The organism is Paraburkholderia jirisanensis, from assembly GCF_054782355.1.
Window position 1 is genome coordinate 910,726 of record NZ_BAAGSQ010000029.1, and the last position, 15,189, is coordinate 925,914.

General features: G+C 64.2%; 15 protein-coding genes. 4 read left to right on the plus strand and 11 right to left on the minus strand.

The window, feature by feature from the left end:
* Positions 1-8: 8 nt before the first annotated feature.
* From ACYVNQ_RS29795 to ACYVNQ_RS29810, 4 genes are read right to left on the minus strand one after another with little or no spacing between them, the layout of a single operon-like run.
* Positions 9-1,133, minus strand: coding sequence for a phosphotransferase (locus ACYVNQ_RS29795; protein WP_460907673.1), 1,125 nt, complete (start codon positions 1,131-1,133; stop codon positions 9-11).
* Between the two features lie 34 nt (positions 1,134-1,167).
* The gene (locus tag ACYVNQ_RS29800; RefSeq protein WP_460907765.1) at positions 1,168-1,884 is read right to left on the minus strand and encodes a histidine phosphatase family protein; all 717 of its coding nucleotides are present in this window, start codon (positions 1,882-1,884) and stop codon (positions 1,168-1,170) included.
* A gap of 11 nt (positions 1,885-1,895) precedes the next feature.
* Positions 1,896-2,684: an oxepin-CoA hydrolase, alternative type gene (locus ACYVNQ_RS29805; protein WP_460907675.1), complete on the minus strand. Its 789-nt coding sequence runs from the start codon at positions 2,682-2,684 to the stop codon at positions 1,896-1,898.
* Positions 2,681-4,309: a 3-hydroxyacyl-CoA dehydrogenase gene (locus ACYVNQ_RS29810; RefSeq protein WP_460907677.1), complete on the minus strand. Its 1,629-nt coding sequence runs from the start codon at positions 4,307-4,309 to the stop codon at positions 2,681-2,683. The genes ACYVNQ_RS29805 and ACYVNQ_RS29810 overlap by 4 nt, the downstream gene beginning before the upstream one ends.
* Positions 4,310-4,524: 215 nt before the next feature.
* Here ACYVNQ_RS29810 and ACYVNQ_RS29815 point away from each other — a divergent pair, with 215 nt between their 5' ends.
* Positions 4,525-5,196 (plus strand): glutathione S-transferase family protein, encoded by a 672-nt coding sequence (locus ACYVNQ_RS29815; RefSeq protein ID WP_460907679.1) that lies wholly within the window; start codon positions 4,525-4,527, stop codon positions 5,194-5,196.
* 94 nt (positions 5,197-5,290) lie between these two features.
* Here ACYVNQ_RS29815 and ACYVNQ_RS29820 read toward each other — a convergent pair whose 3' ends face one another.
* Complete coding sequence (locus ACYVNQ_RS29820; RefSeq protein ID WP_460907681.1) at positions 5,291-6,463, minus strand: pyridoxal phosphate-dependent aminotransferase; 1,173 nt, start codon at positions 6,461-6,463, stop codon at positions 5,291-5,293.
* Between the two features lie 85 nt (positions 6,464-6,548).
* Entirely contained in the window at positions 6,549-7,106 is a 558-nt protein-coding gene (locus tag ACYVNQ_RS29825; RefSeq protein ID WP_460907682.1) for a PIN domain-containing protein, read from the minus strand.
* 66 nt (positions 7,107-7,172) lie between these two features.
* Here ACYVNQ_RS29825 and yaaA point away from each other — a divergent pair, with 66 nt between their 5' ends.
* Complete coding sequence (yaaA, locus tag ACYVNQ_RS29830; RefSeq protein ID WP_460907684.1) at positions 7,173-7,955, plus strand: peroxide stress protein YaaA; 783 nt, start codon at positions 7,173-7,175, stop codon at positions 7,953-7,955.
* A 35-nt stretch (positions 7,956-7,990) separates the two neighbouring features.
* Positions 7,991-9,160 carry a M14 family metallopeptidase gene (locus ACYVNQ_RS29835; protein WP_460907686.1) on the plus strand — a complete coding sequence of 390 codons (1,170 nt, stop codon included), beginning with the start codon at positions 7,991-7,993 and terminating at the stop codon, positions 9,158-9,160.
* Positions 9,161-9,436: 276 nt separating this feature from the next.
* On the opposite strand, the gene ACYVNQ_RS29840 is transcribed toward ACYVNQ_RS29835, so the two are convergent.
* The 4 genes from ACYVNQ_RS29840 to ACYVNQ_RS29855 all read right to left on the minus strand — a co-directional run bounded on the left by ACYVNQ_RS29840 (position 9,437) and on the right by ACYVNQ_RS29855 (position 13,492).
* Positions 9,437-10,135, minus strand: a complete 699-nt coding sequence (locus tag ACYVNQ_RS29840) for a BspC domain-containing protein (protein WP_460907688.1) — start codon at positions 10,133-10,135, stop codon at positions 9,437-9,439.
* A 196-nt stretch (positions 10,136-10,331) separates the two neighbouring features.
* Positions 10,332-11,006, minus strand: coding sequence for an energy-coupling factor ABC transporter permease (locus tag ACYVNQ_RS29845; protein WP_460907690.1), 675 nt, complete (start codon positions 11,004-11,006; stop codon positions 10,332-10,334).
* 96 nt (positions 11,007-11,102) lie between these two features.
* Positions 11,103-12,047 carry a response regulator transcription factor gene (locus ACYVNQ_RS29850; protein WP_460907692.1) on the minus strand — a complete coding sequence of 315 codons (945 nt, stop codon included), beginning with the start codon at positions 12,045-12,047 and terminating at the stop codon, positions 11,103-11,105.
* A 230-nt stretch (positions 12,048-12,277) separates the two neighbouring features.
* The gene (locus ACYVNQ_RS29855; RefSeq protein WP_460907694.1) at positions 12,278-13,492 is read right to left on the minus strand and encodes a DUF2863 family protein; all 1,215 of its coding nucleotides are present in this window, start codon (positions 13,490-13,492) and stop codon (positions 12,278-12,280) included.
* A gap of 233 nt (positions 13,493-13,725) precedes the next feature.
* Between ACYVNQ_RS29855 and ACYVNQ_RS29860 the strand changes: the two genes are divergently transcribed.
* The gene (locus ACYVNQ_RS29860) at positions 13,726-14,847 is read left to right on the plus strand and encodes an AI-2E family transporter (RefSeq protein WP_460907696.1); all 1,122 of its coding nucleotides are present in this window, start codon (positions 13,726-13,728) and stop codon (positions 14,845-14,847) included.
* 132 nt (positions 14,848-14,979) lie between these two features.
* On the opposite strand, the gene ACYVNQ_RS29865 is transcribed toward ACYVNQ_RS29860, so the two are convergent.
* Positions 14,980-15,189 (minus strand): hypothetical protein (locus ACYVNQ_RS29865; RefSeq protein WP_460907698.1); only part of this gene is annotated, 210 nt, incomplete at its 5' end.

Below are 15,189 nucleotides of genomic sequence, written 5' to 3' on the forward strand. Positions count from 1 at the left end.
GAAACCGGTCAGCGGACTTTTTGCGCATAACGCCAGGCCAGTTCGGCCATCGGCCGCGCGCGCCGGCCGGCGTCGAGCGCCTGTGCGCTGGCCGCCGTGCCGTCGACCACGCGCTTCATGATTCCCTGCAGAATCGCCGCGATGCGGAACATGTTGTACGCCAGGTAGAAATTCCAGTCGCCGCGGATTTCAAAGCCGGTGCGCGCGCAGTAGCGTGCGACGTACTGCGCCTCGTCGGGAATGCCGAGCGCGGCCCAGTCGAGCCCGGCGATGCCGCGAAACTGCGCGGGGTCGACGTGCCATGCCATGCAGTGATAGGCGAAGTCGGCGAGCGGGTCGCCGAGCGTCGACAGTTCCCAATCGAGTACCGCCAGTACGCGCGGTTCGTGCGCATCGAAGATCAGGTTGTCGAGCCGGAAGTCGCCATGCACGATCGACACGCGTTCGCCCGGTTGGTTCGGCATATGCTGCGGCAACCAGTCGATCAGGCGCTGCATCGCGTCGATCGGCTCGGTTTCGGACGCCAGGTATTGTTTGCTCCAGCGGCCGATCTGCCGCGCGAAGTAATTGCCGGGCTTGCCGTAGTCCGCGAGACCGACGGCGGCCGGCTCGACGGTGTGCAAGGCGGCGATCACGCGGTTTGTTTCGTCGTAGATGGCGGCGCGCTGGCCGGTTGTCATGCCGGGTAGCGACGGATCCCACAGTACGCGGCCCTCGACGAACTCCATTACGTAGAACGCGCGGCCGATTACGCTTTCGTCCTCGCATAGCGCGAGCATGCGGGCGACCGGTACGTCGGTGCTACCGAGTGCATGCATCACGCGGTACTCGCGTTCGATCGCGTGCGCGGATGGCAGTAGCTTCGCGGCGGGGCCGGGCTTTGTGCGCATCACGTAGGCGCGCGATGGGGTGTTTAGCTTGAAGGTGGGGTTCGACTGGCCGCCGGCAAACTGTTCGAGGGTGAGCGGGCCGGCGAAGGCGTCGATGTGCGCGGCCAGCCAGGCGGTGAGCGCGTCGACGTCGACGCGCTGCCGGTCGCTGACGGGGCGCGTGCCGATGAAGGCGGAGTAGTCGGTATGAGCCGCGGTTTGCGCCGCGGCGCTGGCGTGCGCTTCAGTTCTGGTTTGCGGCATTGTCTCCTCCTTGCAGGGGTACCGCTTGTGTCGGCTAGCTGCGCTTGTACTGGATATATTGCGCGTAGAGCATTTCCATCGTCGTATTGCGCACATCGCGATGCAGCGGCGAGCTCGGCGAGTGATTGATCAGGCGCAGCACCCAGTCGCGCGGCGCCGCGCCGACGTCGAGTGCGTTGATGCAGCCGGTCGCCTGCGCCAGATGCCCGAAGAAAGTCCGGCCGCCCGCCGACAGCGCATGCGACAGCAGCGCGCGGTTCACGCCGCCGTGCAGTACCAGCAAGACGCAGTCCCATGTCGGATCGGCACGCAGCGCGGCGAGCGCGGGCAGCACGCGGTCGAACAGTTCACCAATCGTCTCGCCGCCAAGAAAGCGCATGTCCTCGGGCACGATGCCGTCGAACACACCGAGAAATGCGGCTTCGATATCGGTATCGGGAATGCTGCCGAGCTTGCCGCCGCGAATCTCGCGCCACGCAGGCTCGATTTCGACGTCGATGTGCTGACCGGTTTCGGCCAGCACGCGCTGTGCGGTTTCGATCGTGCGCGGCATGCCGCTTACGATCACGCGGTCGAAGCGGATCTGCTGCGCCGCGAACGTGTGGCCCGCGGCGCTCGCCTGCTCGCGGCCGTTCGCATTGAGCGGCACGGTGTCCGGGTCGATCGAGTGACCCGAATCGTCGAAATAGGTGACGTCGCCATGGCGCATCAGATAGATGCGGCGGCGCTTGGGTAATGGATAGTTGAGCATCGTCGGCAACTTCACTTGTAGTTCGGGGGGCGTTTCTCGAGGAACGCATGGATGCCTTCGACCGCGTCGCCTTGATGCAGCGACGCGACGAAGCTGTCGCGTTCCGCGCTCAGGTGATCGGACAGCGGCTGCGTGCCGGCCGCGCCGATCAACGTCTTGATGCGCGCGCTCGCGGCCGGCGACAGCTTGCCGAGTTCGTCGGCCCATGCCAGTGCGGTGTCGCGTACCGCGCCGGGCCTGGCGAGGCGGTTTACTACGCCAAGCGTGTGCAGACGCTCGGCGCCGATCGGCTTGCCTTCGAGCAGCACTTCGGTGGCGAGCTGGCGCGGCAGCGCGCGTGCGAGGAACCACGAGCCGCCGCCGTCCGGTGTAAGGCCGACGCGCGCATACGACATCACGAACTTCGCGTCTTGCGCGGCGACGATCAGATCGCACGCGAGCGCCAGCGAAAAGCCCGCGCCCGCCGCCGCGCCTTCGACTGCGGCGATCACCGGCTTGGACGACGCCTGCAGCGTGGCGATCCATTCGCCGAGCAGGTCGATGCTGGCGGCTTGTACCGACGGGTCTTTTGCGCGGTTTTCGAGCAGACGGTTCAGATTGCCGCCGGCGCAGAAGAACTGGTCTGCGCCGGTGATGACGATCGCGCGCACCGACGCGTCGCGCTCGGCGGTTTCGAGTGCTTCGATGCCAGCTGCGTACATATCGGGGTGCAGCGCGTTGCGCGTGCCCGGATTCGACAGCGTGAGCAGCAGCGTCGATTCGCTTTCGGCGGGGCGGGCAGCGAGCAGTTCAGCGGTCATTGCGAGTTCTCCAGGGGCCCGGCGTGGGGCAGAGCGGGTTCGGATGGATCTGCTGCCGTAGCTGCATGGGCGATATCGGCGATGTCGGCGGCGTCCGGTTGCGTCAGCGCAAGCCCGAGTTGCGCGCGCCGCGTGAGCCACGGCGACGGGCGGTAGCGCGGGTCGCCAAGCAGCGTCGACATGTTGCGCAGGATCGTCAGGATCGTTTGCGCGCCGAGCGCGTCGCCGAGTGCGAGCGGGCCGCGCGGATAACCGAGGCCGAGCGTGACGGCCAGATCGATGTCGCCTGGCGTTGCGATCTGCCGCTGCGCGATATCGCAGCCGATATTGACGATGGTCGCCACCACGCGCTGCGCGACAAAGCCAGCCGAATCGCGGATCACCGTGACCGGCACGCCATCGGCGGCGAATAGCGCGTGGGCGGCGTCGCGCGCGGCGCGTGTGGTGGCCGGCGTGGTCATCAGCGTGCGGCGTTGCGCGGCGATCAATGGGAATAGCGCGTCGACAGCTACGACGCGCGTGGCATCGAGATGTTCGTCGACGGCCGCACTGGTCGCGTCGAGCCCGAACGGCGTGACGATCAGCAGTGCGTCGGAGGCGGCCGTGGCGACGCTGTCGAGCGGCACGCCCGCTTTGGCGACAAGTTCCGCCAGGGCCTCGTAGGCCTGCGGATGACGGCGGCTGATCCACACACGCTGCGGCAGCGCGGAAGGCGCCGGCGCTTCGGCAGGCAGCTGCTGCTTGCCGTCCTCGTAACGGTAGAACCCTTCGCCCGTCTTACGGCCGATCAGGCCGCCCGCGAGCCGGGTTGCAGTGATCGGCGACGGCGTGAAGCGCGGCTCCTCGTAGAACTGGTGATAGATCGACTCCATCACCGGATGCGACACGTCGAGCGCAGTCAGGTCGAGCAGTTCGAACGGCCCGAGCCGGAAGCCCGCCTGCTCGCGCATGATGCGATCGATATCGACGAAGCGCGCGACGCCTTCGTCGACAATGCGCAGACCCTCGGTGTTCATGCCGCGCCCCGCATGGTTGACGATAAAGCCCGGCATGTCCTTCGCACGCACCGGCGTATGGCCGATGCGGCGTGCAAGGTCCATCAGCGCGTCACCGGCCGCGGGGTCGCTGCGCAAGCCGTCGATCACTTCGACCACCTTCATCAGCGGCACCGGATTGAAGAAGTGAAAGCCGGCCACTCGCGCCGGATCGGCACAGCCCGCCGCGATTGCCGTGATCGACAGCGACGATGTGTTAGACGCAAGCACGCAGCGGCTGCTGACGATCGTCTCCAGCTCGCGAAACAGTGCGCGTTTTGCGTCGAGCTGTTCGACGATCGCTTCGACCACCAGATCGCAATCCGCGAATTCCGCGAGCGCTTGCGCGCCGCTGACGGCCGACAGCGCGGCACGCGCGCGGAACTCGTCGAGCTTGCCTTTGGCGATGAGTTTCGCGAAGGTTTCTGCAAGGTAATCGCGCGCGGCCCCGACCGCAGCGGCATTGCTATCGAACAGGCGCACCTTGAGCCCGGCAAGCGCGGCGATCTGCGCGATACCGCGGCCCATCGCACCGCTGCCGATGATGCCGATGGTTTCGATGTGAAGCTGGCCAGAGGTGTCGAAAGGCATGATTTGTCTCGGCTCCATACATTGTCTTAAAATAGCACGACCGTGCAGGCTGGAATCAGCCCGAGGCTAGAATCAGCCGGAGGCTAGAGTCAGCCGGAGGCTAGAGTCAGCCGGAGGCGATAGCGAACCGGCGCACCGCTTGCTGGTTCCTCTTCGTCGACGCGGATCGACTACGAGGCAGTTCTTTCCCACGCAGGATCCGAAGGAGACATCGGATGATCAGACTGCACGGTTTTGCGTTGTCCAACTATTACAACAAGATCAAGTTCGCGCTGCTCGAGCATCAGATACCGTTCGACGACGTGGTCGTGCTGCCCGGCCAGCATGACGCGCTGCTCGCGCACTCGCCGCTCGGCAAGGTACCGTTCCTCGTGACCGAACACGGCGCGCTGAGCGAATCGCAGGCGATTCTCGAGTATCTCGCCGCGTGTTACCCAGACAAGGCGATTTTTTCGCGCGACCTGTGGCGAGCCGCCAAGGAGCGCGAAATGATCGAGTATGTCGACACGCATCTCGAACTGACCGCACGCAACCTCTACAAGCAGGCGTTCTTCGGCGGCACCGTGACCGACGCGACGAAAGGGCGCGTCGAAAAGCTGTTGACGCACCACATTCGCGGTTTCACGCGACTCGCGAGCTTCGGTCCGTATCTGCTTGGTGAGACGTTCAGTGTCGCCGATTTCAGCGGCTTCAACCATCTGCCACTCGTCGGACTTGCAACGCAGCAGGTTTACGGGCATGACTTCCTGCTCGATGCGGGTGTCGACTGGAAAAGCTATGTGAATACGGTCAATGCGCGCCCCGCGGCGCAACGGGTGACCGAAGACCGCAAGGCGTATATGGCGAACATGCGCGCCAACGGACAGGAAAAAGCGCGCCCGTGGTAGCGCGGCGGCGCGCGTGCGCTGCGACGGCGAACGGGATGGGTTCGGTCGCAGCAAGGCGCGCGTGGTGTGCGTGATATGCATCACGCGCGGCATGTCACAGGCGGGCGAGCCGTTCGAGCGCGGTGGCCAGCGTTTCTTCGCGCTTGGCAAAGCAGAAGCGCACCACGCCCGATTCGTGCGGCTGGCTATAAAACGCAGACACCGGAATCGCCGCGACGCCGATCTCGCTGGTCAGCCACTTCGAGAATTCAGCCTCGGGCAGATCGCTGATCGCCGAATAGTCGACGCACTGGAAGTACGTGCCCGTGCACGGCAGCAGCTTGAAACGCGAGTGCGCGAGGCCCGCGCGGAAGAAGTCGCGCTTCTTCTGGTAGAACGCGGGTAGCTCGAGATACGGCGCCGGGTCTTGCATGTATTGCGCGAGACCCAGCTGCATCGGCGTGTTCACGGTGAACACGTTGAACTGGTGCACCTTGCGGAATTCCGCGGTGAGCGCGGCCGGTGCGGCCACGTAGCCGACTTTCCAACCGGTCACGTGATACGTCTTGCCGAAACTCGACACGACGAAGCTGCGCTGCGCGAGCTCCGGGTAACGCGCGACGCTCTGGTGCGGCGCGCCGTCGTACACCATGTGCTCGTACACCTCGTCCGAGACGATCAGCAGGTTCGTGCCGCGCACGATGTCCTCGAGCTTGCGCATGTCCTGTTCACGCCATACCGTGCCGGTCGGATTGTGCGGCGTGTTGATCAGGATCAGCCGCGTCTTCGGCGTGATCGCGGCGGCGAGCTTGTCGAACGGGATCGCGTAGTCGGGTGCATCGAGTGTGACGAATACCGGCTTGCCGCCTGCCAGCTCGATCGACGGCAGGTAGCTGTCGTAGGTCGGCTCGATCACGATCACTTCGTCGCCCGGATGCACGCTGCACAGGATCGCGGTCAGCAGCGCCTGGGTGGCGCCCGCGGTGACGGTGATCTCGCTGGTCGCGTCGTAGCGGCGGCCGTACAGGTTCGCGATCTTGTCCGCGATTGCCTCGCGCAGCGGCGCGACGCCGGTCATCGGCGGGTACTGGTTGTGGCCGGCGCGCATCGCGTCTGTCACCGCGTCGACGATGCGCGGGTCACATGCGAAGTCCGGAAAGCCCTGGCCCAGGTTGACCGCGTTCTTCTCCGCCGCGAGGGCGCTCATCACGGTGAAGATCGTCGTGCCGACTGCCGGCAGACGGGACGGAAACGAAGGCGTTACGGGCGTGTCGTACGGTGCATTCATGGCGGTCCGAAAGCGTGAGCAAGGTCGTTGGTGGATGGAAGTGGCCTGACGGGTGGTCGCCGTGTGGCCTCTTTAGACAGAATTGTCAGGCGGGCTCCGCCGCCTCGTCGGGCAGCAGGCACGCCTCTACGAACTGCGCCGGTTGCGCGATGCGAAAACCGAAATCGCGCGCGACGCGCCGTGCGAGCTTCAACACCGCGCGGTCTTTCGATACCAGCCAGTCCGCCCGCGCGGTATGCGCGAGTTCGAGAAACTTTTGATCGTCGCGGTCTTTGCATTTCGGCAGCGGCAGCGGCGTCAGCTGCTGTGACTGAGGTGGCGTCGGCCCTTGCGCCGATCCTTGCCGCTGCTCTTGCGGCACATCTGCTGCATCTGCTGCACCCGCTGCGACAAGTTGCGTGAGCCGTGCAACCGTCGCCAGCGCGGCTTGCTTGTCCACCGCGCGCTTGACGAACTGCGGGTAGTCGAGCACGTAAGTCAGCTCGCCGAGGCAGCGCGCGTCGATCAACGCATGGAGCGCGCCGCGTTCGAGCGCGGCGCGAATCGGGCGCGTGTGCAGGTCGTCGAACACGAGGATGTCGATCCACACGTTCGAATCGAGCACGACACGCGGCACAGGGTGCAAGTCAGGGAAACCGGGCATTCGTTACATTCGCTACAATCGGGCTTTCGTCTTTGATCGCCAGGCACGGCGTGCCTGAAAGGCTCTATGATAATCGTTCTGTCGCCGGCGAAATCGCTCGACTACGAAACCCCCGCGCACCTCAGCAAACACACGCTTCCCGATTTCGTCGACGATGCGGCCGAACTGATCGGCGGCCTGCGCGAGCTGTCGCCGCCGCAAATCGCGACGCTGATGAGCATCTCCGACCCGCTCGCGCAACTGAACTACCAGCGTTATGCCGAGTGGTCGCCGAGCTTCAGCAGTAAAAATGCGAAGCAGGCGGTGCTCGCGTTCAACGGCGACGTCTATGAAGGCTTCAACGCGAAGACGCTGTCTGCGGCCGATCTCGACTATGCGCAAAAGCACGTGCGCGTGCTGTCCGGTTTGTACGGTCTGCTGCGGCCGCTCGATCTGCTGCAGCCCTACCGGCTCGAAATGGGCACGCGTTTTCCGAATGCGCGCGGCAAAGACCTGTACGCATTCTGGGGCGCTCGCATCACCGAAGCGCTCAATGCGCAGTTGCGCCGCAACAAGGGCGCCGCGCGCGTGCTGATCAACTGCGCATCGAACGAGTATTTCAGGTCGGTCAAGCCGAAGCTGCTGGAGGCGCCGGTGGTCACGCCGGTGTTCGAGGACTGGAAGGGCGGGCAGTACAAGGTGATCAGCTTTCATGCGAAGCGCGCGCGCGGGCTGATGGCACGCTATGCGGTCGAGCATCGCATCGACGTGCCCGAAGCGCTGCAGGGCTTCGACGCGGAAGGCTACGCATTCGATGCGCGTGCATCGAACGATTCCACTTATATTTTTCGCCGGCGCAGCGCGCCTTGAGCGCGCAACGCCTGGCCGCAGCAGGAGCCCACACTATGACGCTCTCGATCACGAGCAACTTCGACGCAGGCGCTATCGAGGTGCTGGCGTGCGAACAGCCGGACAACATCCGGTTGCGCGTGCGCAGCGACAGCCACGCGGATTTTGCGCAATGGTTCTACTTCCGCCTGTCGGGGGCACGCGGCGAACGCTGCGTGATGAAGTTCGAGAACGCGCGCGATTGCGCATTTGCCGAGGGCTGGCACAACTATCAGGCGGTGGCGAGCTACGATCGCGTCAACTGGTTTCGTGTGCCGACTTCGTATCAGAACGGTGTGCTGACGATCGATCACACGCCCGAGTTCGATCGCATCTACTACGCGTACTTCGAGCCGTATAGCGAAGAGCGTCATTCGGAATTTTTAGGCGCGCTGCAGCAGATGCCGCATGCGACGCTGACCGAACTCGGCAAGAGCGTCGAAGGCCGGCCGATGTCGGTGCTGACGCTGGGCATGCCGGACGTGGACGATGTCCGTGCAGAGGCGCCGCCGAAAAAGCAGATCTGGATCATTGCCCGTCAGCATCCGGGCGAAACGATGGCGGAATGGTTCGTCGAAGGACTCGTCAAGCGGCTCGCGGGGTGGGGCGATTGGGCCGGCGACCCGGTCGCGCGCAAGCTGTACGACCGCGCGGTGTTTCACATCGTGCCGAACATGAACCCGGATGGCAGCGTGCACGGCAACCTGCGCACCAATGCGGCCGGCGCGAACCTGAACCGCGAGTGGATGGAGCCCGATGCGGCGCGCAGCCCGGAAGTGCTGGTGGTGCGCGACGCGATTCGGGCGACGGGCTGCGATCTGTTCTTCGATATTCACGGTGATGAAGTGCTGCCGTATGTGTTCGTGGCCGGTTCGGAGATGCTGCCCGGCTTTACCGAGCGGCAGGCGCGCGAGCAGAAGGCTTTTATCGAAGGCTTCAAGCTGGCGAGCCCTGATTTCCAGGACAAGTACGGTTATGAGGCGAGCAAGTATCGGCAGGATGCGTTGAAGCTCGCGTCGAAGTTTATTGGCAATGAATTTGGCTGTCTGTCGCTGACGCTCGAGATGCCGTTCAAGGACAACGCGAATCTGCCCGATGAACGAGTGGGGTGGAGCGGCGAGCGTAGCGCGGCACTCGGCGCGGCGATGCTGCACGCGATACTGTGGCATCTGGAGGCGTTCGCGTAACGCGGGGACTGGCGGCCGCGGTGCGGCTATACGGTGGCGGTGCGGTGGCGGTGCGGCGGTTGCAGTAGCTGCGGCCCGTGGTCGTTGCCGCGGCTACGTGCGTTGCGGCAGGAGAGGCGGCCGGCGGCGGGACGTCTACGCCGACTGGACAAGAAAGGCGAGGCACATGAACTGCGCCCCAAAAGCCTGGGGCGGTGCAGCCAACATGGCTTCGCCTTTTTTGATGCGAGGTGAAAGCGGCGCGTCAGGCGTGCCGCTGTTTCAATGCTTGCTGCGTCAATGCTTTTTCTTGTCTTTCGACGGCGATGCTTTGTGCGAACCGGCCGACTTCGAAGCCGGCGCCTTGCTCACCGATTTGGCGGACGACTTGCCACTCGATTTCGCCGCGGCCTTTCCGGATGAATGGCTTGCCGAACGTTGCGCACTCTTCTTCGCCGCCTTGCCGCCTTGCTTCTTCGACGCGGCCTTGCCAGGCGCAGCGTAACTTCCCGCTGTGCTTGCAGCAGGCGCTGCCACGCGGCGCGCTGGCGGCACCGGATCGTTCCAGTTGAACGCAAGCATTTGCGTGCCGACGTACCCGCAGCGGAAATGCAGGTCGGCCGGATCGCCGCCGCCGCTGCGCATGCCGATGCCGTCGACGGTCACGATATTGTCGACCTTCACGCGTTGCTTGCCTTCGTCGAACGAGTCGTTCCACGGCGTAACTGACGCATGCGTGCTGTCGAATGCGGACGGCGCGAACTCGACGTGATCGAAGGCGGTGGATGTGCTGGCGACGAAGCTGCCATGCGCGGCGCAATCCGCCACCAGCGGATCGGCATGCATGTCGTTGACGAACTGATCGACGAGCTGATTGTGTTGTTCGAGCTGATCGGCCGCAGCAAGCGTGGGCGAGACAAGCGCAATGCTCGCCATCCATACCGCTAGCCAGCCGACCAACCGCAGCGACCGGCGCGGTACGTTGGTGCTATGCATCTTGTAATTAATGTGACTGATAAGGCGACTGATAGAGCGACTGATGCAATTGAGTCATCAGGCAGATAAGATGCCTCGCGATTGGAATGAGTTCAATTGAGACGCAAATATTTTGCGGCATCGCGATGCGATATCGCGTGACATCGCATGACCTTGCGACGCGTCTTGCAACATCGATGGGTGCGATGCGGGTGACTCAGGTGCGCGGACCGCCGAGCCGGTAACGGCGCACATCGTAGGTTGTCACCCACGCAGGACGATAGACCGCGATCAGCGCAGTGGTCATGCCGGTGAACCACGCTTCACCGGACGCGAGCAGGAATACGCTGAAAGCATAGCCGACCGGAATCACCTTCTGCGAGCCGTCCGCGAGCCAGACATGTGTGGCGAGCGCAGCGGCAGAAGCGACAGTCACGGCAATGGCCGGCGACACGAAGCCCTGGCCAAAGATGAACATGAACAGATTGCGCGGCAGCCATGCGATGCTGATTCGCTGCAGTATCGCGGAGATGCCCACCGGCAGTGCACCGAACACGAGGAACGTGAGTGCCACGCCTTGCCATGGCGCGTCGAACACCAGCGCTGCAAGCCCCGCGACGACCGCCATGGCGATCAACGCGAGTGCCCAGTCGAACAAGGTGACAACCAGCGTTGCGCCGAGCAGATGCAATACAGTGCCGTCTTCGAGCCATGCGTTGCTGGCCCATAGCACTGAGATGGCGACGATGATCGCTAGCCAGACGTGCTGCAGCACCGAGTCCTGAAGACGTTTGAAAGGGTTCTTCAGGAGCGCGAGCGCGAGCAATGCCGCAGTGGCGATCCAGCCACCGATAGCGACCCATAGCGGAAGCGGTGTGTAAAGGAAACCCATGTGTCTCATATTACTCGTTGGACGGCGAAACGTGTGAGCGGATTCCATGCCAGCCGTCGTGCAACGGAATCCGCAGGGGGCTACACCCGGGCTGTGCTACTTCTTCTCATCCTCGTTGGCAGGAGGCTCGCCGGGCGCTTCTCCGAATGGTGTGGTCGGTTCCGCTGCTGCAGGCAACGGCATCGCAGTGTCGTTCGCAGGCAACGGATACTTGAAGGCACGGCGTGAGCGACGGCGCAGCGGCACCACGCCGGTCTGGCCGAGTACGGGACGCGTGGTGCTTTCGCGGCTCGTGCGCAGTACCTCGAGCTGCGCATTGAGCCAGCCGTTATAGATCGCGACTGCGGCAGCCCGGTTCGGCGCTCCGAGCTGCTGGAAAATACTGGCCAGATGGATCTTCACTGTGCCTTCGCTGATGCCGAGTGCGCGGGCGATCATCTTGTTGGTGCTGCCCATATGCACGCAGCGCAGGATCTGCTCCTGACGTGGCGACAGACCACCGCCGAAGCGCGCCCGCCTGGCTGGCGGTGCGTTCGGCTGCGGGTGGCGCGACGCGCCTTCGGCCGCGCTGCTGGCGGCCTTGGGTGTCCTGGCTGGCCTGGCCGTGGCGAGCAGGGTATCGCTGGGTTCAGGCACGACCCGTTGTGGCGTGAGCGCGAGTGCCCCGGCGGGAATGTAGTGGCCGCCCAGCAGCACGATCTCGAGCGCGCGCACGATCAGACGTGGATCGGTCGAGCGCGGTATCACGCCGAGCACGCCGTTCTCGACGAAGCCGCGCACGCAGTCGGCGGAGGTGTTGTCGTCGGTCAGTACCGCGACCGGCAAGCCCGGATGATTCGCCAGCAGGCCGCGGGTGTCCATGTTGCACATCCAGTCTTGCCAGTCGATCACGAACAGGTCGGGTTGATGCCGTCGCAGCCCGCGCTCTGCCTGGCGCCAGTCCTGAGCTTCTGAGAAGCGCGCCTTGCGGTCGATTTGCCGCAGCAGCGCCTTGAGCCCTTCGCGCCGTTCGGCGTCTGAGTTGAGAAGCGAGATACGCATTGCCATGCCTCCAGATGAGTCGATCGAGGTGGCGCGATGCGCGCAAGAGCGTCAAGCACTGTTGCGCGGCGATGCGTCACCAATCCGATGATGACAAATTACTGAACGGCTGACCGCCTGTCCGATAGGCATAGGACCAGTGCATAAAAAACGAAAAGCCCCGCTTGCAGCGGGGCTCTCAGGACCTTTCGCGAATACTTTCGACGGTCGCGTAAGTGTCTTTTTTTGCGTCAGTGAAAGTGCGGCTGGGCAGGTTCCGCGTCTTCCGGCATCTCCGCGTGCACAATTTCGCCGAGCGGATCGGCATACAGCGGCACGCCGCAGTCATCGCAATATTCAGGCTCGAAGCGGCCGGCATGGCGGCGGATGTCAGTGATGCCGGTTTCCTTCAGCAACGCCACGATCTCTTCGAGCGGGCCTTCTTCGGGGTTCGGCTCCTGCGGCTCTTCGTCGATGCCCGGGTCGCCGTTCTCGCGGCCATAAAGCGGCCATACGACGCCGTAGATCACGTCGTTGCTGCCGCGCCGCGTGAAGCCGATCCGGTATTCGTCGATGCGCCGCTCGCCGAAGCCACCCACCACCGCGCGCAACTCTTGCGGCGCGGCGCCGATCGTGTCGAAAAGATAACGGACCGCCGTGCGCACCGTGTGCGGGCGCACACGTTCGTCGGCGTCGCGGCAGGCCGAGTAGTACGCATCGGGCAGCAGGCATTCGAACTCGCAGCCGGGCAGCACCACCGACAGATTGGCGCCGCCCTGCGCGGCCCATTGCTCGAGGCATTGGCCGCGCTCGATGCGGGTGCCGTGCTCCTCTTCCTGCCAGCGAAACACCGGCGCGCCGACTGGCGCCGCCACCACGGCCAGCAGAAAGCGCGGGTCGGCGAGAATCGGCGACGTTTCGGGCAGTTCGCCGAAGTTGATTTTCGCGTTGATGCCGCTCATGGCGGCTTGTGTCAGCTGCTGCGCGAGCCGCCACGTTTCGACGTGATGGCGCGGCAACTGGTCGATGCTGTACAGGAACGGCGCCATCGCTACGCGCGTGCCGGCTGCCAGCACGTGCGCCTGCAGGTGCGCGCGCAGCGCGTCGGACGCGTCGCCTTTCAGCGCGCCCGATGGAATCGCGTAGCGCGTCCACGCCAGCACCGGAGCGGCGATCAGCAAGGCTTCGTAAGGCGCGCCTTCGTGCTCGACGGTGAGCGATTCGCTATGCGTTTCGGCCATGTCGGCGAGTGCGCCGTACGCGTCCGGGTGGTTCTGCTGCAAATGGTCCAACGCGGCATCCAGCGTTGTCTGATTGCCGTTGCGGACGATCCTGGCAAGCATTGCGTCGAGTTTGGCTTCCCAGAAACGGTCTTCGGTGCGGCTGCCCGAGGCGAACAATGCGAGCGACAGGCCGACCAGCTTATCGGCATCGGGAGGGAGTCGTTTGGCGATTCGCGAGCGCATAAATCCGGAGGTTGTGTGCGGAGAACCATATATTCTAGTCCTTTCTATTGGCCCCTATGCGCAGGACGTGCATCGGGCGTCCTGCACTCTGCATTGCGAAGGACTGCGGCGCCGGCTCGGTGCATCGCCGCGACCGTCGTGCTGCGCCGCGCGGGGCTCTCCTATACTGACTTTGCGGGCCGGTCGGGGAACTATCGACGTCTGTTGTCGTGCCTTGGCACAGGGAGAGCCTCATGGTGAAATCGGATCAACTGATCGAGCGGCTCGCGGCCGTGTTTGCGTTGATCGTGCTGGTCGGCGGGTCGCTGCTGGTGCTGGCGCCGTTCACGACCGCGCTGTTGTGGGGCGCGATTCTCAGCTATAGCTCGTGGGGACTGTACCGTAAGCTGACGGCCGCGCTCGGCGGCCGGCGCAGATGGGCCGCGACGCTGATCGTGCTGATCATCCTGATCGTCGTGCTTGGGCCGTTCGTGTATGCGGGGTTTGCGTTAGGCGCGAACGTGCACCAGATCACTGCGATCGTGCAGCGGCTGTTCGACGCGGGTTTGCCGGATTTACCGCCGTGGGTTGGGCGTATACCGCTGGTCGGTTCGACGATCGAATCGTTCTGGGACCGTGTCACCAGCAGTAATTCCGAGATGGTCGCGCAGTTGCGGGTACTTGCCGCGCCGGCCGGCAAATGGATTCTGGCAGCGGCGCTGGCGGTCACGCATGGTTTGGGGTTGCTCGCGCTCAGCATCATTCTGGCTTTCTTTTTCTATACCGGCGGCGAAGGGGCGGCCGCGTGGCTCAATGCAGGCATGCGCCGGGTCGCGGGCGAACGGGCCGACTATCTGCTCGCGCTGGCGGGCAGCACGATCAAGGGCGTGGTCTACGGCATTCTCGGCACGGCGCTCGTGCAGGGCGTGCTGGCGGGTTTCGGCTGCTGGATCGCCGGGGTGCCCGCGCCCGCACTGCTCGGCCTCGCGACGTTTTTTCTGTCGGTGATACCGGGCGGGCCTGTGGTTGTCTGGCTGCCGGCGGCGATCTGGCTGTATCACGGCGGCGAGACGGGGTGGGCGATCTTTCTGGTCGTGTGGGGTGTGATCGTGGTCGGCATGTCGGATAACGTCGTAAAGCCAATCCTGATCGGCAAGAGCAGCGATATGCCGCTGATTCTCGTGATGCTCGGCATCCTTGGCGGCGCGTTCGCGTTCGGCTTTCTGGGCGTCTTCATCGGCCCGACGTTGCTGGCGGTGGCCTATACGGTGTTGCACGACTGGACCGTTGGGCCGGTTGGCGGGCGCGAACTGACGGCAGGCCAGATACCCGCCGATGGCGTGTCACGCGAGATCGAAAAGGCGCCTGAAAAATAATGTCCGATAACGCTTGCGCGCGGCGCATCGAGTGTCTAGAATCTCGATCTTTCGCGCTTCGGCAAACGGGGTGCGAAAGGCGGGAGCGCCAGTAATGGCGGGGGTTTTCGCGGAGTGCAGCAGGTTAGGAAGTTAAAAAAACCTGTTGACGATGTGAGCGAAAGTCTGCATAATCTCGCTTCTCTGCTGCTGAAGCGGCAGACACGAAACAGGCGGTGGCAGCGAAAGGCTGCTGGGAAGTTTAAGCCGGTTTTGTGACGCGATCTTTAACAATTCACAGCCGATAAGTGTGGGCATCTGATGGCGGCGCGCGGCGGATCTTCGGGTTCGCCGGATAGCGAA